The organism is Pantoea sp. GbtcB22, assembly GCF_019091025.1.
GTDB classification, from domain to species: Bacteria; Pseudomonadota; Gammaproteobacteria; order Enterobacterales; family Enterobacteriaceae; genus Pantoea; species Pantoea leporis.
The window spans coordinates 153,615-175,543 of the sequence record NZ_JAGXKB010000007.1 but is presented as its reverse complement, the minus strand read 5'-3'; the positions used below and the strand labels follow the sequence as shown (position 1 = coordinate 175,543).

Annotated in this window: 24 protein-coding genes and 1 other RNA gene; 17 read left to right on the top strand and 8 right to left on the bottom strand. The window is 56.7% G+C overall.

The annotated features are described in order from the left end of the window. Nucleotides 1–25 precede the first annotated feature (25 nt). Nucleotides 26–1,033 (bottom strand): class 1 fructose-bisphosphatase, encoded by a 1,008-nt coding sequence (gene fbp / locus KVT28_RS19750; RefSeq protein ID WP_008103565.1) that lies wholly within the window; start codon nucleotides 1,031–1,033, stop codon nucleotides 26–28. 166 nt (nucleotides 1,034–1,199) lie between these two features. Here fbp and mpl point away from each other — a divergent pair, with 166 nt between their 5' ends. Beyond that, on the top strand, nucleotides 1,200–2,555 hold the full coding sequence (mpl, locus tag KVT28_RS19745) for a UDP-N-acetylmuramate:L-alanyl-gamma-D-glutamyl-meso-diaminopimelate ligase (protein WP_137386589.1): 1,356 nt from the start codon (nucleotides 1,200–1,202) through the stop codon (nucleotides 2,553–2,555). A gap of 128 nt (nucleotides 2,556–2,683) precedes the next feature. Here the strand turns inward: mpl and yjgA are convergent, their stop codons facing one another. Beyond that, nucleotides 2,684–3,226: a ribosome biogenesis factor YjgA gene (yjgA, locus tag KVT28_RS19740; protein WP_101762888.1), complete on the bottom strand. Its 543-nt coding sequence runs from the start codon at nucleotides 3,224–3,226 to the stop codon at nucleotides 2,684–2,686. Between the two features lie 115 nt (nucleotides 3,227–3,341). Here yjgA and pmbA point away from each other — a divergent pair, with 115 nt between their 5' ends. The 11 genes from pmbA (at nucleotide 3,342) to KVT28_RS19685 (ending at nucleotide 12,885) form a co-directional block, all read left to right on the top strand. Continuing rightward, entirely contained in the window at nucleotides 3,342–4,682 is a 1,341-nt protein-coding gene (gene pmbA, locus KVT28_RS19735) for a metalloprotease PmbA (RefSeq protein ID WP_217549757.1), read from the top strand. 73 nt (nucleotides 4,683–4,755) lie between these two features. Then, a complete protein-coding gene (gene cybC / locus KVT28_RS19730) occupies nucleotides 4,756–5,145 on the top strand; it encodes a cytochrome b562 (protein WP_110867416.1) in 390 nt (129 codons plus the stop codon). Between the two features lie 253 nt (nucleotides 5,146–5,398). Continuing rightward, nucleotides 5,399–5,737 (top strand): glycine dehydrogenase, encoded by a 339-nt coding sequence (locus KVT28_RS19725; protein WP_101762890.1) that lies wholly within the window; start codon nucleotides 5,399–5,401, stop codon nucleotides 5,735–5,737. A 17-nt stretch (nucleotides 5,738–5,754) separates the two neighbouring features. Continuing rightward, entirely contained in the window at nucleotides 5,755–6,111 is a 357-nt protein-coding gene (locus tag KVT28_RS19720) for an SFCGS family glycine-rich protein (RefSeq protein ID WP_008103553.1), read from the top strand. A 2-nt stretch (nucleotides 6,112–6,113) separates the two neighbouring features. Further along, a complete protein-coding gene (locus KVT28_RS19715; RefSeq protein WP_137386587.1) occupies nucleotides 6,114–6,410 on the top strand; it encodes a DUF4312 family protein in 297 nt (98 codons plus the stop codon). Between the two features lie 27 nt (nucleotides 6,411–6,437). Next, a complete protein-coding gene (locus KVT28_RS19710) occupies nucleotides 6,438–7,214 on the top strand; it encodes a DUF4311 domain-containing protein (protein ID WP_101762892.1) in 777 nt (258 codons plus the stop codon). 12 nt (nucleotides 7,215–7,226) lie between these two features. After that, nucleotides 7,227–7,874, top strand: a complete 648-nt coding sequence (locus tag KVT28_RS19705) for a DUF4310 family protein (RefSeq protein WP_064738408.1) — start codon at nucleotides 7,227–7,229, stop codon at nucleotides 7,872–7,874. Between the two features lie 103 nt (nucleotides 7,875–7,977). Then, nucleotides 7,978–9,111, top strand: a complete 1,134-nt coding sequence (locus tag KVT28_RS19700) for an amidohydrolase/deacetylase family metallohydrolase (protein ID WP_217549755.1) — start codon at nucleotides 7,978–7,980, stop codon at nucleotides 9,109–9,111. Further along, entirely contained in the window at nucleotides 9,095–10,216 is a 1,122-nt protein-coding gene (locus KVT28_RS19695; RefSeq protein WP_217549753.1) for a DgaE family pyridoxal phosphate-dependent ammonia lyase, read from the top strand. Before KVT28_RS19700 ends, KVT28_RS19695 begins: the two co-directional genes overlap by 17 nt. Continuing rightward, on the top strand, nucleotides 10,213–10,950 hold the full coding sequence (locus tag KVT28_RS19690) for a KDGP aldolase family protein (RefSeq protein ID WP_101762895.1): 738 nt from the start codon (nucleotides 10,213–10,215) through the stop codon (nucleotides 10,948–10,950). The genes KVT28_RS19695 and KVT28_RS19690 overlap by 4 nt, the downstream gene beginning before the upstream one ends. Nucleotides 10,951–10,974: 24 nt before the next feature. Next, the gene (locus KVT28_RS19685; protein ID WP_217549751.1) at nucleotides 10,975–12,885 is read left to right on the top strand and encodes a transcription antiterminator; all 1,911 of its coding nucleotides are present in this window, start codon (nucleotides 10,975–10,977) and stop codon (nucleotides 12,883–12,885) included. A 137-nt stretch (nucleotides 12,886–13,022) separates the two neighbouring features. On the opposite strand, the gene KVT28_RS19680 is transcribed toward KVT28_RS19685, so the two are convergent. Next, entirely contained in the window at nucleotides 13,023–13,922 is a 900-nt protein-coding gene (locus tag KVT28_RS19680; protein WP_101762897.1) for a LysR family transcriptional regulator, read from the bottom strand. Nucleotides 13,923–14,051: 129 nt separating this feature from the next. Between KVT28_RS19680 and KVT28_RS19675 the strand changes: the two genes are divergently transcribed. Then, nucleotides 14,052–14,753 (top strand): pirin family protein, encoded by a 702-nt coding sequence (locus KVT28_RS19675; RefSeq protein ID WP_192236162.1) that lies wholly within the window; start codon nucleotides 14,052–14,054, stop codon nucleotides 14,751–14,753. A gap of 54 nt (nucleotides 14,754–14,807) precedes the next feature. On the opposite strand, the gene dolP is transcribed toward KVT28_RS19675, so the two are convergent. Genes dolP through KVT28_RS19655 form a run of 4 tightly spaced genes read right to left on the bottom strand, consistent with a single transcriptional unit; the run spans nucleotide 14,808 to nucleotide 18,368 of the window. After that, nucleotides 14,808–15,380 (bottom strand): division/outer membrane stress-associated lipid-binding lipoprotein, encoded by a 573-nt coding sequence (dolP, locus tag KVT28_RS19670; RefSeq protein ID WP_101762899.1) that lies wholly within the window; start codon nucleotides 15,378–15,380, stop codon nucleotides 14,808–14,810. A gap of 14 nt (nucleotides 15,381–15,394) precedes the next feature. Beyond that, nucleotides 15,395–15,982: a DnaA initiator-associating protein DiaA gene (gene diaA / locus KVT28_RS19665; RefSeq protein ID WP_007890352.1), complete on the bottom strand. Its 588-nt coding sequence runs from the start codon at nucleotides 15,980–15,982 to the stop codon at nucleotides 15,395–15,397. A 14-nt stretch (nucleotides 15,983–15,996) separates the two neighbouring features. Beyond that, nucleotides 15,997–16,392 (bottom strand): YraN family protein, encoded by a 396-nt coding sequence (locus tag KVT28_RS19660; RefSeq protein ID WP_008103534.1) that lies wholly within the window; start codon nucleotides 16,390–16,392, stop codon nucleotides 15,997–15,999. Then, nucleotides 16,350–18,368 carry a penicillin-binding protein activator gene (locus KVT28_RS19655; RefSeq protein ID WP_217549749.1) on the bottom strand — a complete coding sequence of 673 codons (2,019 nt, stop codon included), beginning with the start codon at nucleotides 18,366–18,368 and terminating at the stop codon, nucleotides 16,350–16,352. Before KVT28_RS19655 ends, KVT28_RS19660 begins: the two co-directional genes overlap by 43 nt. Nucleotides 18,369–18,430: 62 nt before the next feature. Between KVT28_RS19655 and rsmI the strand changes: the two genes are divergently transcribed. The 4 genes from rsmI (at nucleotide 18,431) to mdtI (ending at nucleotide 20,876) form a co-directional block, all read left to right on the top strand. Further along, nucleotides 18,431–19,294, top strand: coding sequence for a 16S rRNA (cytidine(1402)-2'-O)-methyltransferase (gene rsmI / locus KVT28_RS19650; protein WP_217549747.1), 864 nt, complete (start codon nucleotides 18,431–18,433; stop codon nucleotides 19,292–19,294). A gap of 33 nt (nucleotides 19,295–19,327) precedes the next feature. Next, nucleotides 19,328–19,706: RNase P RNA component class A (gene rnpB, locus KVT28_RS19645), an RNA gene on the top strand. 500 nt (nucleotides 19,707–20,206) lie between these two features. Beyond that, entirely contained in the window at nucleotides 20,207–20,560 is a 354-nt protein-coding gene (gene mdtJ, locus KVT28_RS19640; RefSeq protein ID WP_199559718.1) for a multidrug/spermidine efflux SMR transporter subunit MdtJ, read from the top strand. Continuing rightward, nucleotides 20,547–20,876 carry a multidrug/spermidine efflux SMR transporter subunit MdtI gene (mdtI, locus tag KVT28_RS19635; RefSeq protein WP_176970535.1) on the top strand — a complete coding sequence of 110 codons (330 nt, stop codon included), beginning with the start codon at nucleotides 20,547–20,549 and terminating at the stop codon, nucleotides 20,874–20,876. The genes mdtJ and mdtI overlap by 14 nt, the downstream gene beginning before the upstream one ends. 34 nt (nucleotides 20,877–20,910) lie before the next feature. Here the strand turns inward: mdtI and KVT28_RS19630 are convergent, their stop codons facing one another. After that, nucleotides 20,911–21,885 (bottom strand): glutathione S-transferase family protein, encoded by a 975-nt coding sequence (locus KVT28_RS19630; protein WP_217549745.1) that lies wholly within the window; start codon nucleotides 21,883–21,885, stop codon nucleotides 20,911–20,913. Nucleotides 21,886–21,929 lie beyond the last annotated feature (44 nt).

Here is a 21,929-nt window from a genome sequence, read left to right as displayed (position 1 = left end):
CGGGCTTTGCACAGCGGGAAAAGACTTAGGCTGAATGGTCGTCCGGATATTCACGGATAAAGCGTTCAACGTCGCCTACCATTGCGTCGTTGCCGCAGAAGAACGGGCAGCGCTGATGCAGCGTTTCTGGCTGGATGTCGAGGATGCGATTGGCACCATCGCTGGCTTTACCGCCCGCTTGCTCCGCCAGGAAGGCCATTGGGTTGCATTCGTACAGCAGACGCAGCTTGCCTTTCGGGTGGCTGGCGGTGCTTGGATAGAGATAGATGCCGCCTTTCAGCAGGTTACGGTGGAAATCGGCCACCAGTGAACCAATGTAGCGCGAGGTATACGGGCGCTTGGTGGCGATATCTTCTTCCTGACAGAACTTCAGGTATTTCTTCACACCCTGCGGGAAGCGAATGTAGTTACCTTCGTTGATCGAGTAGGTGTAACCCTTCTCCGGGAAGGTCATGCGCTCGTGGCTCAGGCAGAATACGCCGAGCGACGGATCGTAAGTAAACGCATGCACGCCCACGCCGGTGGTGTAAACCATCATGGTCGAAGAACCGTAAACCACGTAACCCGCGGCAACCTGCTTGTTGCCCGGCTGCATGAAGTCGGCTTCGGTGATTGGCGTGCCCGGCTCGCTGATGCGATGGTAGATAGAGAAAATGGTGCCGACGGAAACGTTAACGTCGATGTTTGAAGAACCGTCCAGCGGATCCATTAATACAACGTATTTGCCATTCTCAGAGCCTTCAAAGATGACGAACTCGTCTTCTTCTTCCGACGCGATACCGGCCACCACGCCGCGTGCTTTCAGGGCGGCTTTCAGCTTTTCGTTGGCAAACAGATCAAGCTTCATCTGCTGCTCACCCTGCACGTTTTCCACGCCGCTGGCACCCAGAATATCCACCAGACCCGCTTTGTTGATGTCGCGGTGGATAATTTTAGCGCCAAGCTTAATGGAAGAAATCAGCGCCGTCAGTTCACCTGTGGCGTGTGGAAAGTCGTGTTGCTTCTCGACGATGAATTCGCCTAACGTTTTCATAACACATTCCCTGCATCTACGATGGAGTGGCAGCAGCTGTAACAAGCTACCAACGTATGAGCGCAGTTTAGCCGATTGAACTTTAAAAACCATAGTCCTAATCCGTTTCTTCCCTCTCAACTCGGCGTTACACTGTGCGCCGAACTTTTGAGTAATGGATCTCTTTATGCGTATTCACATCCTCGGGATTTGTGGCACTTTCATGGGCGGACTGGCGATGCTGGCGCGCTCGCTGGGACACGAAGTGACCGGCTCAGACGCCAATGTCTATCCGCCGATGAGCACGTTGCTGGAACAGCAAGGCATTGAATTGACTGAAGGTTACGATGCCAGCCAGCTCGATCCGCAACCGGATCTGGTGATCATTGGTAACGCGATGACGCGCGGCAATCCTTGTGTCGAAGCGGTACTGGAACGCAACATTCCTTACCTCTCCGGCCCGCAATGGCTACACGATTTCGTCCTGCGCGATCGTTGGGTGCTGGCGGTGGCGGGAACCCACGGCAAAACCACCACAGCCGGCATGGCAGCGTGGATTCTCGAGGCCTGCGGCCTGGAACCGGGCTTTATCATCGGTGGTGTGCCAGGAAACTTCGAGGTTTCGGCAAAATTAGGAAAAAGTCCATTCTTCGTCATCGAAGCGGATGAGTACGACAGCGCGTTCTTCGACAAGCGTTCCAAGTTTGTGCATTACTGCCCGCGCACGCTGATCCTCAACAACCTCGAATTCGATCACGCGGATATCTTTGACGATCTGCGCGCCATCCAGAAGCAGTTCCATCATTTGATCCGTATCGTGCCGGGCCAGGGCAAGATCCTGCTGCCGGAGCACGACAACAACATCAAGCAAGTGATGGCGATGGGCTGCTGGAGCGAGCAGGAAACGGTGGGCGATAACGGTCACTGGCAGGCGAAAAAGTTGACGCCCGACTCTTCACATTGGGAGATCTGGCTCGACGGCGAGAAAGTCGGCGAAGTGAACTGGGCGCTGGTGGGCGAGCACAACATGCACAATGGCCTGATGGCGATTGCAGCGGCGCGTCATGTTGGGGTGAAACCGGTGGATGCCGGTGAAGCGCTGAGCAGCTTTATCAATGCGCGTCGTCGTCTCGAACTGCGCGGTGAAGTGAACGCCATCAAGGTGTACGACGATTTCGCTCACCATCCTACCGCGATTCTCGCCACGCTGGCGGCGCTGCGCAGCAAAGTGGGCGGCACCGCACGCATTCTGGCGGTGCTGGAGCCACGCTCAAATACCATGAAGATGGGCGTGAGCAAGAACGAATTAGCGCCATCGCTGGGCCGCGCAGACGAAGTGTTCCTGTTCCAGCCGCACCATATTCCGTGGCAGGTTTCCGATGTGGCCGAGGCGTGCATTCAGCCAGCGCAGTGGAGCGCGGATATCGATACGCTGGTGGAAATGGTGGCGAAGAAAGCCCAGCCAGGCGATTCGATCCTGGTGATGAGTAACGGCGGATTTGGTGGTATTCACCAGAAACTGCTGGAGCGGTTAGGGCGGTGATGGTGCGGGTTTTCCCCTCACCCTGGCCCTCTCCCGCAAGCGGGCGAGGGAATATTTAGGTGGAGCTCGGTCAGCCCCTTCTCCCGCTTGCGGGAGAAGGTTGGGATAAGGGGAAAATCGCAGAAAACTTACGCTTCTGCCAACTCGCGCAGATACTGGAAAATCAGGCGGGCAGATTTTGGCGGCTTATTCGCGGCTTTCTCTTTCTGCGCGTTACGGATCATGCTGCGCAGTTGCTGACGATCGGCGTGCGGATAGAGGTTAAACACTTCAGCGACCGCGTCATCACCTTGCTCGATCAAACGATCGCGCAAAATCTCCAGCTTATGGAACAGCGCAACCTGCTGGTTGTGGCGGTTCTTCAGCTTATCCAGTGCCTGGCGAATCGGATCTTCATCGCGTGAACGCAACATCTTACCGATCAGCTGCAGCTGACGGCGACGGCCTTCTTTCTTGATGCGCTGCGCCAGTTCAATCGCGTCGCGCAGTTGTTCGTCGAGTGGGATCTTGTCGAGGGAATTTTTCCCCAGCTCAACCAGCTCGGCACCCAGGCGTTTTAGCTCTTCGGCATCGCGTTTAATTTCGCTTTTGCTGACCCAGATAATCTCTTCATCTTCTTCGTCATTATTATCCGGCACATCGTCGAGCCAGTCTTCGGGCTGCTTGGTCATCTCTTGGCTCCCAAAAAAAAGAGGCTAATCCTACCAGTTTATCGGGCGACTGCGAAATTGTTCTCTGAGTCTGATAGACTCAAACAATTCATACTTAAGATTAGACGGCAGGTCGATGAACGTATCTACTCAGGTTGCAGAACAACGTAAAGTGTTGGAACAGGCTGTCGCGCAGGCGTTGGAACTGGCTAAAGCCAGCACCGATGGCGCTGAAGTGGCGGTCACGAAAACCACCGGCATCGGCGTCAGTACCCGCTATGGCGAAGTGGAAAACGTCGAATTCAACAGCGATGGTGCGCTCGGCATCACCGTCTACCATCAAAACCGTAAAGGCAGCGCTTCCTCCACCGATCTCAGCCCGGATGCGATCAAACGCACCGTGCAGGCGGCGATCGACATTGCGCGCTACACCTCGGTGGATCCATTTGGCGCACCGGCCGATCCCGATCTGCTGGCGTTTGACGCGCCGGATCTCGATCTCTACCATCCGTGGGAGATCGATGCCGATCGCGCTATCGAACTGGCCGCTCAGGCGGAACAAGCGTCGTTGCAGGCGGACAAGCGCATCACCAACACCGAAGGCGGCAGCTTCAACAGCCACGTTGGTATCAAAGTCTTTGGTAACAGCCACGGCATGTTGCAGAGCTACTGCTCCAGCCGCCATTCGCTCTCCAGCTGTGTGATTGCCGAGCAGGACGGCAATATGGAGCGCGATTACGCGTATACCATTGGCCGCGCTTTTGACGATCTGAAAAGCCCGGAATGGGTTGGCGCCGAGTGCGCCCGCCGCACGCTGTCGCGTCTGGCACCGCGCAAGCTTTCGACCATGAAAGCGCCGGTGATCTTCGCGCCAGAAGTGGCGACCGGTTTGTTTGGTCATCTGGTGGGCATGATCAGCGGCAGCAGCGTATACCGCAAATCGACCTTCCTGCTTGATTCGCTCGGTAAGCAGATTCTGCCCGAGTGGCTGACCATTAAAGAGCATCCGCACCTGCTGAAAGGCCTGGCATCCACGCCGTTCGACAGCGAAGGCGTGCGCACCCAATCGCGTGACATCATTAAAGATGGCGTGCTGCAGAACTGGCTGTTGACCAGCTACTCGGCGCGCAAGCTCGGCTTGCAGAGCACCGGCCACGCAGGCGGCATCCATAACTGGCGTATTGCCGGTCAGGGCCACAGCTTTGACGACCTGCTGAAGCAGATGGGCACCGGTTTAGTGGTAACCGAGATGATGGGCTCCAGCATCAACGGCATGACCGGCGACTATTCACGCGGCGCATCCGGATTCTGGGTGGAAAACGGTGAGATTCAATATCCTGTGAGCGAGATCACAATCGCCGGCAACCTCAAGGAGATGTGGCTCAATATGGTAACCGTCGGTAACGACATTGAAACCCGCAGCAATATACAATGCGGTTCGGTGCTGCTGCCGGAGATGAAAATCGCCGGACAATAAGAGTCATCGCTTTTTGAAAGCAGCCCGCAAGGCTGCTTTTTTTTTGGCCCGACAATAATAAAAGGACATACCAATGCGTAATAAGCATGTGATTGCAGTGTTGTCGTTATCGCTGTTGTTCTCCTCGGCTAGCGTGTTTGCAGCCGATTTAGAAAAAGATATGGATACGCTCAAGGATGGTCTGAGCGTAGTGAAGAAAACCTCTGACGCGCAGGAGATGCATACCGCGTTGGGTAAGATGCGCCAGGCGGCAACGGATGCTAAGCAATCCACGCCGGAAAAACTGGAAGGTCAGGCGGCCGATAGCGCGCAGATCAAGGATTATCACGCCGGTCTGGATTCGCTGATTGCCCAGATCGATGTGGTTGATCAGTTGGCGCAAGCCAACAAGCTGGACGAAGCCAAGGCCGAAGCGAAGAAACTGGAAGATATTCGCAATGCCAACCATAAGAAATTCCGCTGATAACCCGGCCAGCCCCGTGGCTGGCCTTATTCCTCTTTGCTTTCTCTCCGTTTTAATCCGCCTAAATCCATCACTTCTCGCATTTTGTGACCGCTTTCACACACTTCGTGCGTCCTGAGATCTGGCGCACACTCGCCCGCGGGATTTCCACTTTGAGGTGGAAAAGTTGCGACTCAACAGCCTCAAGGGGAAAGCGTACTTTCTTATCAACGAGAAATATCTGTAATTGTCCGCTGTAAACAGGAGTAACAAGGTGAGGAGTGAAGCTGTCCCGCTGAAACAGAGCACGCCGGAAGCGATCCAGGCGCTGGCGGATAAGGTGTTAAGCCAAATTGCAGCGATCTACGCCGCACATCATATCGAAGCCAACGCCGTGCAGCATCAGATGCTGGCTTCGCATGTCCGGGCGATGGCATCGCGCTCTTTAACGGGTGAAGCGCTACCGGAAGTAGAAGCTGAGCTGTTTGAAGATATCTCGCCGGAAACCATGGCGCTGGCGCAGCAGGTGGTGGATCTGTTTGGCAATCTGCCCAAAGAGGAAGCCTGGTTGTTGTCCGTCCATATCGAAGTGGCGAAATCGAACGAAGCATAAATTGCGAGGAATTGAACATGGTAACTGTAGTGATTGGCGATCGTCTGGGTAAAGGTCAGAAAGTAGCAGCGGGCATCGAGAAAGCCGGTGGTCGTGCGGTGGTGGTGCCAGGCGTGGCAGCCGACATGAAGCTGGGCGACGTGATGAAAGCGGAAAACGCCGACTTCGGTATCTCCTTCTGCGGCAGCGGCGGCGCCGGTGCAATTACCGCGCAGAACAAATATGGCTACAAAGCCAAACACGGGATGCGTTCGATTGACGAAGGCGTTACCGCCATCAATGAAGGTGCCACCGTGCTGGGCTTCGGCTTTATGGATAAAGAAGAGCTGGGTGAGCGTCTGGTGCAGGCCTGGACTAAAAAACACGGCAGCTAAGTATGAAACAGCAATACGAGACGCAGGTAACGGTGCAGGGCAAAGGCGACAGTAAAGCAAAAGCCTTTGCCGATGCGCTCAGCAAGGTGCAGCAGCAAGTGCTGCGCACCAGCCAAAAGATTCTGTTGCGCATTGAACCCATAGATGTGCGGGTGCTGCGCGCGCAGGAGAGCGTGCGCAAGGAAAAATTTTTGTTCTTCTTCCTCGCGCGTGAGCGACGGAATTACAGCGTTGAGCTGGACATTACCGTTAGCGTCACTGTGATCGACACCGACAAGGTGGACTTCATAGCGACTTAATAAAAACGACAACAAGGGTACGACGACATGTTTTTAATCATTTTGTTTAAGTCGTTAATCATTGGCGGATTGGTTGGCGTCGGGGTGGGAGCGGGCGCAGCGCGCATGTTCCACGCACCGACCACACAAGGTATGGGCGCGTTCCGTACCTTGGGAGAACTCAATTCCTGTGAAGGCGATCCGGCATCGCACTTCTCCTTTGGTCTCGGCTTCTTCTTTAACGCCTGGGCATCATCCGTGGCAGCGGGTTCCTTCACGCAGGACGTCGATCACCGCATTTTGCCGAACTGGGGCGCGGCGGCACTGATGGTGAAAAACCGCAACGTGGCGGAAACGCTGCACAACCCGAAACGCATGGCGATTGCCTGCGGCATCATCGGCATGATTGTGGTGGCCTTCCTTAACAGCACGGCGTCTGCGGTTCCGGCGGCGCTGCAGGTTACCGCAGTAAAAGTGCTGGTGCCGGCGGCTAACCTGCTGGTGAATACCGTGATGCCAGTGATCTTCTGGCTGGCAGCGATTGATGCCGGTAAGAAATCTGGCTTCTGGGCCACCATTTTTGGCGGTCTGGCGCAGCTGATCATGGGTAACGCCGTACCGGGTTTGGTGCTGGGCATCCTGATCGGTAAGGGTGTGGAAGAGAGCGGCTGGAACAAAGTCACCAAGGTGATGATGTTTGCCATCGTGCTGCTGTTTGCCTTGAGCGGCTTCTTCCGCGGTTTCGATCTGAAACTGCTGCAATCCTTCCAGCTGGGTATTCCGGGCTGGCTGGATATGATCCACAACAGCGTCAGCGGCAAATAAGGAGCCATCAGCATGAACGAGAACGAAAACAAAGGGTTCTGGTACGCCGACTGGTCTTTCCCGATTTTTGTTGGCCTGCTCTCCTCCGGCGTATTTGCCGGTACGCACATGTATTACCTGTACGGCATTGGTGCTTTTAACGAAGTGGCGTTTGTCTCGATGCTGCGCTCCGGTATGGAAACCGGCGTGTATGGTGCGGTGGCGGCGTTTGGTGCCAGCTTCCTGTTTGCACGCATTATCGAAGGTTCGCTAGTGGGGATTCTCGATATTGGCGGCGCGATCCAGACCGGCGTCGGCCTCGGCGTGCCTGCGCTGCTGCTCGGTGCCGGCATTGTGTTCCCGGTCGCCAACTTTGCCGCATCGCTGGCCACGGGTTTGGTGGTGGGCTTAGCGATAGGTTATCTGATCATCCTGGCGCGTAAGTTCACCATCAACCAGAGCGACTCAACCTACGGCGCAGACGTGATGATGGGCGCGGGTAACGCATCGGGCCGTTTCCTCGGGCCGCTGATTATCCTTTCTGCCATGGCGGCGTCGATTCCCATTGGTCTCGGTTCGCTGGTGGGGGCGCTGCTGTTCTACCTGTGGAATAAGCCTATTACCGGCGGCGCGATTTTGGGCGCGATGGTGTTGGGTGCGATGTTCCCAATCTCACTCTGATACTGATGTGCGGCCATATGGCTGCACATATCCGTAGCGGCGCCATTTATTGCGCGATAAATCGCGCCGCTACGAAATGAGCGTTTGTACGTGAGGAGTAAGCATGTTTGATCTGATTTTGCGCCGCGCACGTCTGTGTGACGAACTGCTGGTGGATATTGCCATCCAGCACGGCAAAATTGCCGCCGTCGGCGACGTGAGCGGCCCGGCACAGCAGGAGCGCGATCTTGCCGGACGTTACTATGTCAGCGCTGGCTGGATTGATAGCCACGTGCACTGTTATCCCCAATCCCCGATTTATCACGACGATGCCGACACCATTGGCATGGCGCAAGGCGTCACCACGGTGGTGGATGCCGGCAGCACCGGCGCTGATGACATCGACGACTTTTATCAGCTCACGCGTTCGGCTACCACCGAAGTACGCGCGCTGATCAACATTTCACGCACCGGCATTGTGACGCAAAACGAGCTGGCCGATATGGCGCAGATTGATGGCGATGCGGTGGTGCAGGCGGTGAAACGCCGTCCCGACTTTATCGTTGGCCTGAAAGCGCGCATGAGCAGCAGCGTGGTGGGCGAGAACGGCATTCAGCCGCTGGTGCGGGCCAAGGCGATTCAGCAGGCAGCCGGCAATTTGCCGCTGATGGTGCACATTGGCAACAATCCGCCGGTGCTGGAAGAGATCGCCGATCTGCTGACCTCCGGCGACATCATTACCCATTGCTTTAACGGCAAGCCGAACCGTATCTTGTCATCGCAGGGCGAACTGAAAGCAGCGGTGAAAAATGCCATCGCGCGCGGCGTGAAGCTGGATATCGGCCACGGCGGCGCCAGCTTCAGTTTTGAGGTGGCGCGTCAGGCGATTGCGCAGGGCATTCTGCCCGACACCATCAGCTCCGACATTTACTGTCGTAACCGCATCAACGGCCCGGTGCATAGCCTGGCGCACGTGATGTCGAAATTCTTTAGCATTGGCATGACGCTGCCGCAAATCATCGAGTGCGTCACCGTTAATGCCGCTGCTGGCCTGCGTCTGGCGGGCAAAGGGCGCTTAACCGCCGGTTATGACGCCGACCTGACCATTTTTACCGTCAAAGAGGAAGCCTGCCCGTTCGTTGATGCTGAAGGCGAACGGGTATTAGGTGAACAACATATTCTGCCGCTGGCCGTGGTTATCGCCGGTCACTGGCATCTGACTGATGAAGGGAAAGCGAATCATGTCTTCGATCTATGAAAAATATGACCTGAAACAGGTCATCAACGCCTCGGGCCGCATGACCATTCTCGGCGTCTCCACGCCGTCTGCGGATGTGGTGGAGACCATCAGCTACGGTCTGAATCACTATTTCGAGATGAAAGATCTGGTCAACAAGACCGGCGCTTACATCGCCAAACTGCTGGACGTGGAGAGCGCGGTGGTGGTGTCGTGCGCCTCAGCGGGCATTGCGCAGAGCGTGGCGGCGGTGATTGTTAAAGATAACGACTGGCTGCTGGAGAACCTGCACGCCGCGCCGCTCAGCGTGCCGCACGATATCGTGGTGCCAAAAGGGCACAACGTGAACTTCGGCGCGCCGGTTGGCACGATGGTGGCGCTGGGCGGCGGGCGTTTGATCGAAGCCGGTTACAGCAACGAATGTTCGCCAGAGCAGTTGGCGGCGGCAATCACGCCGACCACGGCGGCGCTGATGTACATCAAATCGCACCACTGCGTGCAGAAAAGCCATCTTAGCGTGGAGCAGGCAGCGGTAGTGGCGCGCAAGCACGGCATTCCACTGATCGTTGATGCGGCAGCGGAAGAAGATTTGCAGTGCTACTACCAAATGGGCGCGGATCTGGTGATTTACAGCGGCGCCAAGGCGATTGAAGGGCCGACCAGCGGCTTAGTGATTGGTCGCACGCAATACGTTGAGTGGGTGAAGCGTCAGAGCAACGGCATTGGCCGCGCGATGAAAGTCGGCAAAGAGGGCATTCTCGGCCTGACGCAGGCGATTGAAAACTATCTGGTGCAGCCAAAAACCACCGGCGCCGAGATGGTGGCCAACATGACGCCGTTTATCGACAACCTCAACACGCTGAACGGCGTCACCGCCCGCGTGGTGTGGGATGCCGCCGGACGCGATATTGCGCGTGCCGAGATCAAGTTTGATGAAGCGGTCACCGGCTGGCCGACTGGCGAACTGGTGCAGGCGCTGAAAACTGGCGACATCGCCATCTATTTCCGTGGCTACAAAGCCAGCGAAGGCATTATCGAAGCCGATGTGCGCAGCGTTAGCGCCGATCAGCTGCACATCATCTTTAGCGCTATTCAGGCGTTGATCAGCGGAGGAAAACGCGCATGAGTCTGAACCCGAATTTCTATCAGGATCGCCTGTGCCTTAACGTGCTGGCCGGTTCGAAGCAGAACGCCAAAGCGATCTGGCAGGCGGCTGAAGGCCATGTGCTGGTGGGCGTGCTGTCAAAAAACTACGCCAGCAACGAAGAAGCCATTGCCGATATGCGTGAGTATGCGGCGCTGATCGACAATGCGCTGTCCGTGGGTTTGGGCGCGGGCGATCCGAACCAGTCGGCGATGGTGAGTGAGATCTCGGCGGTGCTGCAACCGCAGCACGTCAATCAGGTCTTCACCGGCGTGGCGACCAGCCGTGCGCTGCTCGGCCAGAATCAAACCGTGGTAAACGGTTTGATTTCACCGACCGGCACGCCGGGCCTGGTGAAAATCTCCACCGGACCGCGCAGCTCGAAGAACGCCGACGCGATTGTACCGATCGACAGCGCCATCGCCATGTTGCAGGACATGGGCGGCAGCTCGGTGAAATACTTCCCGATGGGCGGCCTGAAAGCGGTGAATGAGTATCGCGCGGTGGCGGAAGCCTGCGCGCGTCACGACTTCTGGCTGGAACCCACCGGCGGCATCGATCTCAACAACTTCGAAGAGATTGTGCGTATTGCGCTCGATGCGGGCGTCAGCAAAGTGATCCCGCACGTTTACAGTTCGATTATCGATAGCGCAAGCGGCGACACGCGCATTGACGATGTGCGTCAGCTTCTGGCAACGTGCAAGAAACTGCTGTAACAAATGAGTAACAGGTGAGGCTCCGTGAGATTTCCCAATCAGCGTCTGACTCAGCTTTTCGCTGCGCTGCAAAATGAAACGCTGCCGCAGGATGAGCTGGCACGTCGCTTTTCCGTTTCAACGCGCACGGTGCGCACCGATATCACCGCGCTGAACGCGCTGCTGGAACAGCATGGCGCGCAGTTTGTGCTGGCGCGCGGCGCGGGATATCAACTCAAAATTGACGATGCGGCGCGCTTTGGCCGCTTACAGCAAGAGAGCGCGACGCCACTGCGCGTGCCGCGTACCTCGCAGGAGCGCGTGCGCTATCTGCTGACGCGCTTTCTGACTGCGGCGTATTCGATCAAGCTGGAAGATCTGTCCGAAGAGTGGTTTGTCAGCCGCGCCACGCTGCAAAGCGATATGGCAGAAGTGCGCGAATGGTTGGGCCGCTATCACCTTAATATCGAAACCAAACCGCATTACGGCATGAAGCTGTTTGGCAGCGAGGCGGCGATCCGCACCTGCTTAACCGACCTGCTGTGGCAGATCGATCAGGAGACGCCGGACAGCCCGCTGCTGACGGTGGAAGCGCTGCACAGCGGCATTCTGGCGCAGCTCCAACCTTTGCTGCAACAGTGCTTCGCCCAGCACGCCATTCGCCTCAGCGATGAAGGCGACCGCTATCTGCAAATCTACTGCGCGGTGGCGGTACGACGCATCAGCGAAGGTTTCCCGCTCAACGATCCGGGTGCGGAAGATGTGGGCGAGGAAGTGCGCGAGGCGGCGCACGATCTGATTAACCTGATGCGTCCGCTGGTCGGCAAACCGATTTCACAGGCGGAAGAGAACTGGCTGCGGGTCAACATCGCCGCCCGCCAGATTCAGGCGCTGGCACCGAGCACCATTAACGCTGACGACGCCGATGCGCTGGTCGATTACCTGCTGAATTACATCAACACCCATTACAACTATCGGCTGCAGCATGATGAGCAGCTGCGCGCCGATCTGCTCACCCATATCAAAACCATGATCACGCGGGTGCGCTACCAAATCCATATCCCTAATCCGCTGCTGAGCAACATCAAACAGCACTATCCAATGGCCTACGATGTGACGCTGGCGGCGGTGACTAACTGGGGTAAATACACGCCTTACACTATCAGTGAGAACGAGATCGGTTTCCTGGTGCTGCACATTGGTGTTGGGCTGGAGAGGCATTACGACGTCGGCTATCAGCGCCATCCACAGGTGCTGCTGGTGTGCGACAGCGGCAACTCCACGCTGCGCATGATTGAGGCGCTGCTGCTGCGCAAATACCCGCAATTGGTGGTGACGGCGCGGCTGTCACAGCGCGACTATGAACTGCGCGAGCATATCGATGAAGACTTCGTGATCTCCACCGCGCGGCTCAGCGAGAAGAACAAGCCGATTGCGGTGATGTCGCCATTCCCAACCGAGTTCCAGCTGGAGCAGCTCGGCAAGTTGGTGCTGGTGGATCGCACGCGCCCGTACATGCTGGAGAAGTACTTCGACGCGCAGCACTTTATGGTGCTGGATAAGCCGATGGCGCAGTCAGAGTTGTTCCGCCTGCTGTGCGATCAGTTGGAGAGCGAAGGTTTTGTCGATGCGGATTTTTATCCGTCGGTTGAGGAGCGCGAAGCGATTGTCAGCACCCTGCTCGGCGAAGGCATCGCGCTGCCGCATTCACTCGGACTGCTGGCGCAGAAAACCGTGGTCTACACGGTGCTGGCGCCGCATGGAGTGAGCTGGGGCGAGGAGACGGCGTCGGTGATTTTCCTGCTGGCGATCAGTAAGAGTGAATACGAAGAGGCGATGGCGATTTACGATCTGTTCGTCACCTTCCTGCGCGAAAGGGCGATGACGCGGCTACGTGATTGCGCGGATTTTGTCAGTTTTAAAGCGGTGGCGATCGATTGTTTGAGTCGGATGTAAGGGTTGTGCATGCTGTCCCCCATCCCGGCCTTCCCCCGCAAGCGGGGGAAGGAGATGCAGCTTCATCACTAACATGTGGCAGCATCTTCCTCCCCCATTTATGGGGGAGGACCGAGGAGGGGGACTGCGTGCACAATCTACCCGCGCTTCGCCAGCAACCTCGGAATCTCACGCAAACACCAGGCTTTGGCTTCGCCCATGCTGTCGCGGCGCCACGCCATAATAATGTCCACTTCGCGCGTATACTCGGCGCTCACCACGCGTAAACGACCTTCGGCGATATCCTGCTCCACCATCGGATACGGCATGGTCGCCACACCCAAACCGGCCAGCAGCGCGCGGCGTTTATCATCCATGCTGCTTACCGTCAGACGCTGCTGCTTATCCAGCAACTGCACCGTCAACACCGGGCGCTCGCGCGCGGTGTCCGCCACCGCGATACCGCGATACTTCACGCGCGTCACTTCTGACAGCGGCTCAGCTTCCTGATGAATTGGATGATCCGGGCTGGCAACGTAGACGCTCATCGTGCTGTACAGCTTGCGGGTGTTGATTTCGGTTGAGGCGCGGAAGTGCATATCCGGGGCAATCACGATATCGGCGCGGCCCTGTTCCAGCCTTTCCCAGGCACCGGCTAATACTTCCGTGATGAGAGAAATTTGCGTATTGGCTTTTTCTGACAGCTTCTCAACCAGCGGGAATAAACGCTCGGAAGGCACCAGCGCCTCGGCAACAATGGTGAGATGCGTTTCCCAACCGCGCGCCAGCGCTTCGGCATCGGTGGTGAGCTTGTCGGCGGCTTCCAGCAGCACGCGGCCCCGTTCCAGCAGCATGCGGCCCACGTTGGTGAACTTGGTGCGGTGGCCGGAACGGTCAAACAGCACCACATCCAGCTCTTCTTCCAGCTTCTGCATGGTGTAACTCAGCGCGGAAGGGACGCGACCCAGTTCATCGGCCGCAGCGGCAAAGCTGCCACGACGGTCAATAGCATCCATCACACGTAAAGCTTCAAGGGTTAACGCGCGGTCTTTTGCCATGCCGATTCTCTGTCAGTAAATTTGAACATGCCAGGCAGATTAACTGGCTTACAATCCGGCGTCCAGACTTTTACCATAATCCCATCAAGCCTGCGGTCGGTTCTCACCGCAGCGCGTCGGAGGATTATCATGATGACAACCCGCTGCGCGTCCGCATGTGGCCAGGCCGATTTCGGTTGGTTGCAGGCGCGCTACAGCTTCTCATTTGGCCACTATTTCGATCCAAAATTAATGGGCTACGCGTCGCTGCGCGTACTCAACCAGGAAATTCTGGCACCGGGCGCCGCATTCCAGCCGCGCAGTTATCCGCAGGTCGATGTGCTGAATCTGGTGCTGCAAGGTGAAGCCGAGTATCGCGACAGCGAAGGCAATCATCTGGTGGCGCGTGAAGGCGAGGCGATGCTGCTCTCTGCGCGTCAGGGCGTGAATTACAGTGAAATTAACATCAGCAAAGATCGCCCGTTAACCCGCATGCAACTGTGGCTGGCGGCCTGTCCGGAACGTGAAAACCCGCTGTTGCAGAAGCTTGACCTGCCGCAACAAACCAGCGTACTGATCGCCTCGCCCGATGGCGCGCAGGGCAGCCTGCAGATGCGCCAGCAGGTTTGGGTGCATCAGGTGACGCTAGCGCCGGGCGAGCAGTACACGGTGAAATTGCACGGACCGCGCGCTTACCTGCAATCGATCCATGGTTCGCTGGATGTGCAGGCCAGCAGCGCCAACCAGCAGCCGCTAGGCTGCGGCGACGGCGCGTTTCTCAGCGATGAGAACCAGATTAGCCTGCAGGCCAGAACGCCGCTGCGCGCGCTGGTGATTGACCTTCCCGCCTAACCCTCACGCACAAAAAAGGGCGACCGAAGTCGCCCTGATGCTTTGCTTTAATGCTTATTTGAGAATGGTGAAGGCCGTAGTCACGTGCTTCACGCCGCTCACCCGGCTGGCAACATCGGCCGCCGCCTTCGCTTCTTCTGCAGTAACCAGTCCCAACAGGAACACTTCACCGTTTTCGGTGGTCACTTTGACGTTGGAGGATTTCACCTGATCGCTGCCCAGCAGCTGCGAGCGGATTTTGGTGGTGATCCAGGTATCCGATGACGAGGTGCCGAGGCTGACTTTCTGTCCATTACGGATTTCGTTATACACCTCGGTGGCTCCATCAACGCCCATGGCGATCTGTTTGGCACGGCTTGCCAGATCCGGGGTTGGCGACTGGCCGGTTAGCAGTACTTTGCCCTGATAAGCGGTGACAACCACGCGCGCCTGGTTTTTGATCTGTTCATCTTTTGCCAGTGCGTTCGAGACGCGCAGCTCCAGCGTACCGTCATCGACCTGCGTGCCCACGGTGCGCGGATCAGTGGCGGTTTTGGTGGCGACGGCAGCGCCGCCGGCAACCACGGCAACACAACCTTGCAGCAGCATGGCGGTTAAGAGAATGGCGACAGCGTTCAATGCTTTCATTTGAGCTCCTTCAGTCATTCCTGGTGTGGGAATAAAGTGTTATCAATCAAATCGCACAGGCAGTTCAGCGTCAGCATATGCATTTCCTGAATGCGCGCACTGCGATGTGATGGAATGCGAATTTCCACATCATGCGGACCGAGCAGGCCCGCCAGCTCACCGCCGTCGTGGCCGGTTAACGCAACGATGGTCATATCGCGGGTAACCGCAGCTTCAACCGCTTTGACGATATCGCGGGTGTTGCCACGGGTGGAAATGGCCAGCAGCACATCACCAGCCTGACCAAGCGCTCGAACCTGCTTGGCGTAGATTTCATCGTGCAGACGATCGTTACCAATCGCCGTCAGCATCACATTATCAGCGCTCAGCGCCAGCGCAGGCAGGCTAGGGCGCTCTGTCTCGAAACGGTTAATCATGCTGGCGGCAAAATGCTGGGCATTCGCCGACGACGCACCGTTACCGCAGCTAAGGATTTTGTTACCGTTCAGCAGCGACTGCACCAGCGTCATCGCGGCGCGGGAAATCGCATCGGGCAGCGCTTCGGCTGCGGCGATTTGGGTCTGAATACTTTCGGTAAAACACGCTTTAATTCTGTCCTGCACAAGACCACCTGGTTCTATCCATCGGCATTAAAGGCATCGGGCAGCCACTCCAGCTCACGCCCGGTAATGGCAATGATGTCAAAACGGCAATTCACCGTATCAAAACTGCCGCCACGCGCCAGCAACCAGAGCGCAGCGGCACGCAGCAGCTTTTGTTGTTTCTGGCGCGTTACGCTGGCGGCGGCACCGCCGTAGCGCGCATCGCGTCGATAGCGCACTTCAACAAATACCCAGCAATCGGCGTCGCGCATAATCAGGTCAATTTCCCCGCTGCGACAGCGTACATTGCTGGCAAACCACTGCAGCCCGGCGCGCTCCAGATAGCGACGCGCCAGTTGTTCCTGCTCAGCGCCAATGCGCTGGCGGTTTACTGCACCGGAACGATCTGTCCCTGACGATACTGGTTCCATGCCAACTTCCTGTTGATCACGCAATCCGTGTCGGCGTTCAGCTTGCCGGTGTTGCCATCAATGGCAAAGCCAGGCACCTGACGCATCTGGTTAAAGTTATTCGCCAGCGTCCAGGCATCAATGCCCATCGCGTAGAGGCGAACCAGCGAATAATCGTTGTTAAACGACTTCGCCGCCTGCTGCATTAAGCTCGGATTGCTACCGGACAGCAGCGGAATATCGCTGAACTGCAGGCCATCCATCTCCAGACGGAAGTCCGGGCCTGCACCCGCCTGCGCACTGCGTGAGCTGGCGTACAGCGCGGTATTGTTGCGGCTGCTGGTGCGCATCGCAATCATCGGCTTGATCAGCTGCAGCTCATCCTGGCTGGCGACGATGTACACCGCATCAACGCTACCGCTGCTGGCATCGGCCGTTGGCGCCGGTGCGCTGGTTTGCGGTGCAGGAATCGTCAGGCCAGCAATCGCCACGCTCTGCGATTGTGCAGGCTCAACGTTGAGCGGCGTGCCGCTTAACGCGATACCCGCACCGCTGTTGATGCCTTGCTTGAGTTCGCCGACGCCGCCAAAACGCTGCTGCAGTACGGTTGAGCCACCCAGCGTTTGCCACTCTTGCGCGAACGCTTTGCTGATACGGTCGCCATAACTGCTGCGCGGCACCAGCAATAATGGCTGGCGTTTGCCTTGCTCGTAGATATGGTGCGCGGCATCGCGTGCTTCGTCTTCAGGAGAAAGCGCAAAGTAACAAATATTCGGATGGTTCTGGATCTGTTCTGGCTCGTTCAGGGCCAACACGTTAAGCGGCGTGTTGCTATTGGCGACGGTTTCAACGTCATTTTTTAGAAGCGGGCCGACCACCAGCGTGGCGCCATCTTGCTGCGCCTGCTGCATCACCTGCGCAATCGGCTGGCTACTGGTGTCATACACTTTCACCTGCGCATTGCTGTTGCCCTGTGGGGCGGCGGGTTGTGCGGCTGGCTGTGACTGCTCGGTTTGCGGCGGTGTGTTACCTGCAACGGCGGGGCTGACCACGCTATTGGCGTCCGCTGGCGGCTGTGCGCTGGCATCGGCTGTATTAGCCTCAGGAGCGGCTTGCGGTGCCGGTGCATTGAGCACGCCATTGCGCGCATCGGTGAAGCCTTTCTGAATCGCATTGGCAAACACCTGCGCCTGGCCGTTAAGCGGCAGCAGCAGCGCGATGGTATTGGTCGACGCTTTGGTGAAGTTCTGCACCTGGCTGAGCTGGGTTGGCAGTGTCTTCGCGCCTGGGTTCTGCGGATAACGCGTCTGCCAGTCCTGAATCGCCGCTTTCAACATTTGTGGGTCCTGGCTGTTTGCGCGCCAGGTATTCAGCAGATCGAGCCAGCCCTGCAGGGTATTTTCATCAGCATTGATCACCAGGCTGTTGATCTGATCCTGGGTCATCTGCGTCAGCGCTTGCCAGGTTGCATCGATATTGCTTTGGTGATCGGCACCTTTCAGCAGCGGCTCCAGCGCTATATAGGCACGCAGCAGCGAGAGTGAAGGGCGATTCTGTGCCGCCGCGATTTGCAGCGCGTAGTAACGCACCTGCTGGTCCTGCGACAGGCCGCCGCTTTTCACCTGGCCCAGCAGCTGTTGCGCACCGGTGTAATCCTGCTGCCCAATCTGCATCTGCGCGCGCAGCAGCAGCAGTTCTTGCTGTTGCACTTCGCTTAACTGCTGCGGCAATTGATTGAGCTGATTCGCCGCCTGCGGATACTTTCCTTCCTTCAACAGGGCACGGATGGCAAGTAATTGCCAGTCGGTCTTGCTATCATCGCTGCTTTGCTGCACCTGCTGCAGATAATAGTCAGACCGGCCAGTCGCAGGACCCTGAATATTGACGTTAGAGGTTTGTTGCGGTCCCTGACCACTACAGGCGGCTAAAATCAGCCCAGCGAGAAGAACAGGTACTAAGCGTCCTGCTTTATGACGTACGACTTTTGAAGGAAGCATACTGTATCCAGTGATGTTTTTTTCAAGATGCTCAATATTAAATCGGCAATTCGGATGAAACAATGAAACAACTCGATCGGGCAGAGATTTCTGCCAGCACGCTCTATATCGTTCCTACCCCGATCGGTAACCTGGGTGATATCACTCAACGAGCGTTGACGGTGCTCTCAAGCGTCGATCTAGTCGCAGCGGAAGATACACGTCATACCGGGCTGTTGCTACAACATTTCGCCATCAATGCGCGACTCTTCGCACTTCACGACCACAACGAACAGCAGAAAGCTGAGGTGCTGTTAGCTAAGCTGCAAGAGGGCCAGAGCATCGCGCTGGTCTCCGATGCCGGCACGCCGTTAATCAACGATCCCGGCTACCATTTAGTACGTCGCTGCCGTGAGGCTGGTGTGCGCGTGGTGCCGTTGCCAGGTGCCTGCGCGGCGATTACAGCATTAAGCGCGGCGGGGTTACCGTCCGATCGTTTCTGTTACGAAGGGTTTCTACCGGCCAAAAGCAAAGGACGTTGCGATGTGCTGCGCGCGCTGGGTGAAGAGCCGCGTACGCTGATTTTCTACGAATCGACCCATCGCCTGATCGATAGCCTGCGGGATATGGTCAGCGTGTGGGGCGGCGAGCGCTACGTGGTGCTGGCGCGTGAGATCACCAAAACGTGGGAATCTATTCAGGGCGCACCGGTCGGCGAGTTGCTGGCGTGGGTGCAGGAAGATGAAAATCGTCGTAAAGGCGAGATGGTGCTGATTGTTGAAGGCCATAAAGCGGATGAAGAAGCGCTGCCGGCGGAGGCGTTGCGCACGCTGGCGCTGCTGCAAAAAGAGCTGCCATTGAAGAAAGCCGCTGCGCTGACGGCGGAAATTCATGGGGTGAAGAAGAACGCGCTTTATAAGTACGCGCTGGAGCAGCAAGAGGCGTGACAAACGCTGGCAAATCGCCTATTATCCCGCGCCGAAGCTGACCAGACAGTCGCCGCTTTGTCGTCGTCCTCTTTCGGGGGGAGACGGGCAAAGGGGAGGAAAGTCCGGGCTCCATAGGGCAGGGTGCCAGGTAACGCCTGGGGGGCGCAAGCCTACGACCAGTGCAACAGAGAGCAAACCGCCGATGGCCCAGTAATGGGATCAGGTAAGGGTGAAAGGGTGCGGTAAGAGCGCACCGCGCGGCTGGCAACAGTTCGTGGCACGGTAAACTCCACCCGGAGCAAGGCCAAATAGGGGTTCACAAGGTACGGCCCGTACTGAACCCGGGTAGGCTGCTTGAGCCAGTGAGCGATTGCTGGCCTAGATGAATGACTGTCCACGACAGAACCCGGCTTATCGGTCAGTTTCGACTTTTTTAAACACAAAACCCGCTTCGGCGGGTTTTGTGTTTTCTGAGGCTTGTGCGTGCTGGTCCTCATCCTAACCTTCTCCCGCAGGCGGGAGAAGGGACCGATCGAGCGATCTTTCAAACCGCAATAAACAGTTCCCTCTCCCTCTGGGAGAGGGAATACACACACTTTTAATTAAACGCCTCCACGTAAAGAAATGAAAATCCCTGAAAACATTACTGCCGCTATGCCAGAATAAGCGCGTGTTTAACTACTGAGGACAAATTTAATCCACACTGACGAGAAGCAACAACGTGGATAAGTTGTAATTTTATGGACAAAATGTTTGCGTCAAATAAGGCTTCACTCTCCTCCTCTCTCTCTGAATCAAACTGCTCAATCTGCGATCAGCACTGGCGCTTCGCGCTTTAGTTCCGTTCTCTCCTATTCTGACTTTTTAATTTAACTTTGCTAACACGCCTATTTTCGCGTGGGTGGCGTTTATTTCTCGTTCAGGAGAGAAATCATGCTGTATTGGATTTTATTAGCGCTGGCGATCGCCGCGGAAATTATTGGCACCGTCTCAATGAAATGGGCCAGCGTAAACGGTGGCAACGCCGGTTATATTTTTATGCTGGTGATGATCGCACTTTCTTATATTTGTTTATCCTTCGCCATTAAACGTATTGCCCTTGGCGTGGCGTATGCCATGTGGGAAGGCATTGGCATTCTGTTTATTACGCTGTTTAGCGTGCTGTTGTTCGATGAAGCCTTATCCGCCATCAAAGTAGCCGGCCTGCTGACGCTGATCCTCGGCATTGTCCTGATCAAATCCGGCACGCTGAGCCGCAAGGAGCTGCGCCATGGCAACGTTTAACTGGATACATATCGCATGGCTGGCGCTGGCCATTGGCCTGGAGATCGTCGCCAATATCTTCCTGAAATACTCCAACGGTTTCCGCCGTCCACTGTTTGGCGTGTTATCGCTGGTGGCGGTGCTGGCGGCGTTCAGTGCGCTGGCGCAGGCGGTGAAAGGCATCGATTTGACGGTCGCCTACGCGTTATGGGGCGGGCTGGGATTGGTCGCCACCGTGGCGGCAGGCTGGATTCTGTTTGGCCAGCGTCTGAGTCGGGTTGGCTGGCTGGGCGTGGGATTGTTGTTGATCGGTATGGTGCTGATTAAGTTTGCCTAAAGTTCCCTCTCCACGTTGGGAGAGGGTAAGAACATCAACCCCGGCCGTGTGGCTCATCCCAGTCAAAGGCTGGACCCAGCGAGATCACGCCGCTTGGGTTGATGGTTTTGTGGCTGCAGTAGTAGTGATGGCGAATGTGCGGCAAATTAACCGTGTCAGCGATGCCTGGCATCTGATAGATGTCGCGCAGGAAGCCGCTCAGATTACGGTAATCACTGATGCGGTGACGATCGCACTTAAAGTGGGTGACGTAGACCGGGTCGAAGCGCACCAGTGTGGTCCACAAGCGCAAATCGGCTTCGGTAAGTTGGTTGCCAGTGAGATAGCGGTGTTGGCCAAGAATCTGTTCGAGACGCGCTAACGAATGGAACAGCGCCGTTACCGATTCATCGTACGCCGCCTGCGAAGTGGCAAAACCGCTTTTATACACGCCATTGTTAACAGTGTCGTAAACCCAGCTGTTCACTTCATCAATTTTGTCGCGCAGCTCCGTCGGATAATAGTCACCCGCGCGGGCACCTTGCGCATCAAAAGCGCTGTTGAGCATGCGCATGATATCGGCGGATTCATTACTAACGATGGTTTGCTGGGTTTTATCCCACAGCACTGGCACGGTCACACGGCCGGAATAGTGCGCATCGGCGTGCAGATAGATTTGATAGAGAAACTCTTTTTGATACAACGCATCGCCGGTGGCGTCAGGGAAGCTGGCGTCAAAGGTCCAGCCGTTCTCCAGCATCAGCGGATGCACCACCGAAACTGAAATCATCTCCTCCAATCCCTTGAGTTTAAGCATTAACAGCGTGCGATGCGCCCACGGACAGGCAAGCGAGACGTAAAGATGATAGCGACCACGCTCAGCGGCGAAGCCCGCTTTGCCGGTTGGACCGGCGCTGCCATCGGCGGTAACCCAGTTACGCCAGACGGCTTCTGTGCGCTTGAAGCGGCCACCGGTTGACTTCGTATCGTACCAGGTATCATGCCAGACACCGTCAATCAGCTGTCCCATAAGCCCTCCATAATAAAAAGGGGCGAGGAAAATCCCCGCCCCTG

Excerpts from the sequence above, each read along its gene's own strand:
- fbp (WP_008103565.1), bottom strand. The coding sequence starts at position 1,033 with ATGAAAACGTTAGGCGAATTCATCGTCGAGAAGCAACACGACTTTCCA.
- mpl (WP_137386589.1), top strand. The coding sequence starts at position 1,200 with ATGCGTATTCACATCCTCGGGATTTGTGGCACTTTCATGGGCGGACTG.
- yjgA (WP_101762888.1), bottom strand. The coding sequence starts at position 3,226 with ATGACCAAGCAGCCCGAAGACTGGCTCGACGATGTGCCGGATAATAAT.
- pmbA (WP_217549757.1), top strand. The coding sequence starts at position 3,342 with ATGAACGTATCTACTCAGGTTGCAGAACAACGTAAAGTGTTGGAACAG.
- cybC (WP_110867416.1), top strand. The coding sequence starts at position 4,756 with ATGCGTAATAAGCATGTGATTGCAGTGTTGTCGTTATCGCTGTTGTTC.
- KVT28_RS19720 (WP_008103553.1), top strand. The coding sequence starts at position 5,755 with ATGGTAACTGTAGTGATTGGCGATCGTCTGGGTAAAGGTCAGAAAGTA.
- KVT28_RS19715 (WP_137386587.1), top strand. The coding sequence starts at position 6,114 with ATGAAACAGCAATACGAGACGCAGGTAACGGTGCAGGGCAAAGGCGAC.
- KVT28_RS19710 (WP_101762892.1), top strand. The coding sequence starts at position 6,438 with ATGTTTTTAATCATTTTGTTTAAGTCGTTAATCATTGGCGGATTGGTT.
- KVT28_RS19705 (WP_064738408.1), top strand. The coding sequence starts at position 7,227 with ATGAACGAGAACGAAAACAAAGGGTTCTGGTACGCCGACTGGTCTTTC.
- KVT28_RS19700 (WP_217549755.1), top strand. The coding sequence starts at position 7,978 with ATGTTTGATCTGATTTTGCGCCGCGCACGTCTGTGTGACGAACTGCTG.
- KVT28_RS19695 (WP_217549753.1), top strand. The coding sequence starts at position 9,095 with ATGTCTTCGATCTATGAAAAATATGACCTGAAACAGGTCATCAACGCC.
- KVT28_RS19690 (WP_101762895.1), top strand. The coding sequence starts at position 10,213 with ATGAGTCTGAACCCGAATTTCTATCAGGATCGCCTGTGCCTTAACGTG.
- KVT28_RS19680 (WP_101762897.1), bottom strand. The coding sequence starts at position 13,922 with ATGGCAAAAGACCGCGCGTTAACCCTTGAAGCTTTACGTGTGATGGAT.
- KVT28_RS19675 (WP_192236162.1), top strand. The coding sequence starts at position 14,052 with ATGATGACAACCCGCTGCGCGTCCGCATGTGGCCAGGCCGATTTCGGT.
- dolP (WP_101762899.1), bottom strand. The coding sequence starts at position 15,380 with ATGAAAGCATTGAACGCTGTCGCCATTCTCTTAACCGCCATGCTGCTG.
- KVT28_RS19660 (WP_008103534.1), bottom strand. The coding sequence starts at position 16,392 with ATGGAACCAGTATCGTCAGGGACAGATCGTTCCGGTGCAGTAAACCGC.
- KVT28_RS19655 (WP_217549749.1), bottom strand. The coding sequence starts at position 18,368 with ATGCTTCCTTCAAAAGTCGTACGTCATAAAGCAGGACGCTTAGTACCT.
- rsmI (WP_217549747.1), top strand. The coding sequence starts at position 18,431 with ATGAAACAACTCGATCGGGCAGAGATTTCTGCCAGCACGCTCTATATC.
- mdtI (WP_176970535.1), top strand. The coding sequence starts at position 20,547 with ATGGCAACGTTTAACTGGATACATATCGCATGGCTGGCGCTGGCCATT.
- KVT28_RS19630 (WP_217549745.1), bottom strand. The coding sequence starts at position 21,885 with ATGGGACAGCTGATTGACGGTGTCTGGCATGATACCTGGTACGATACG.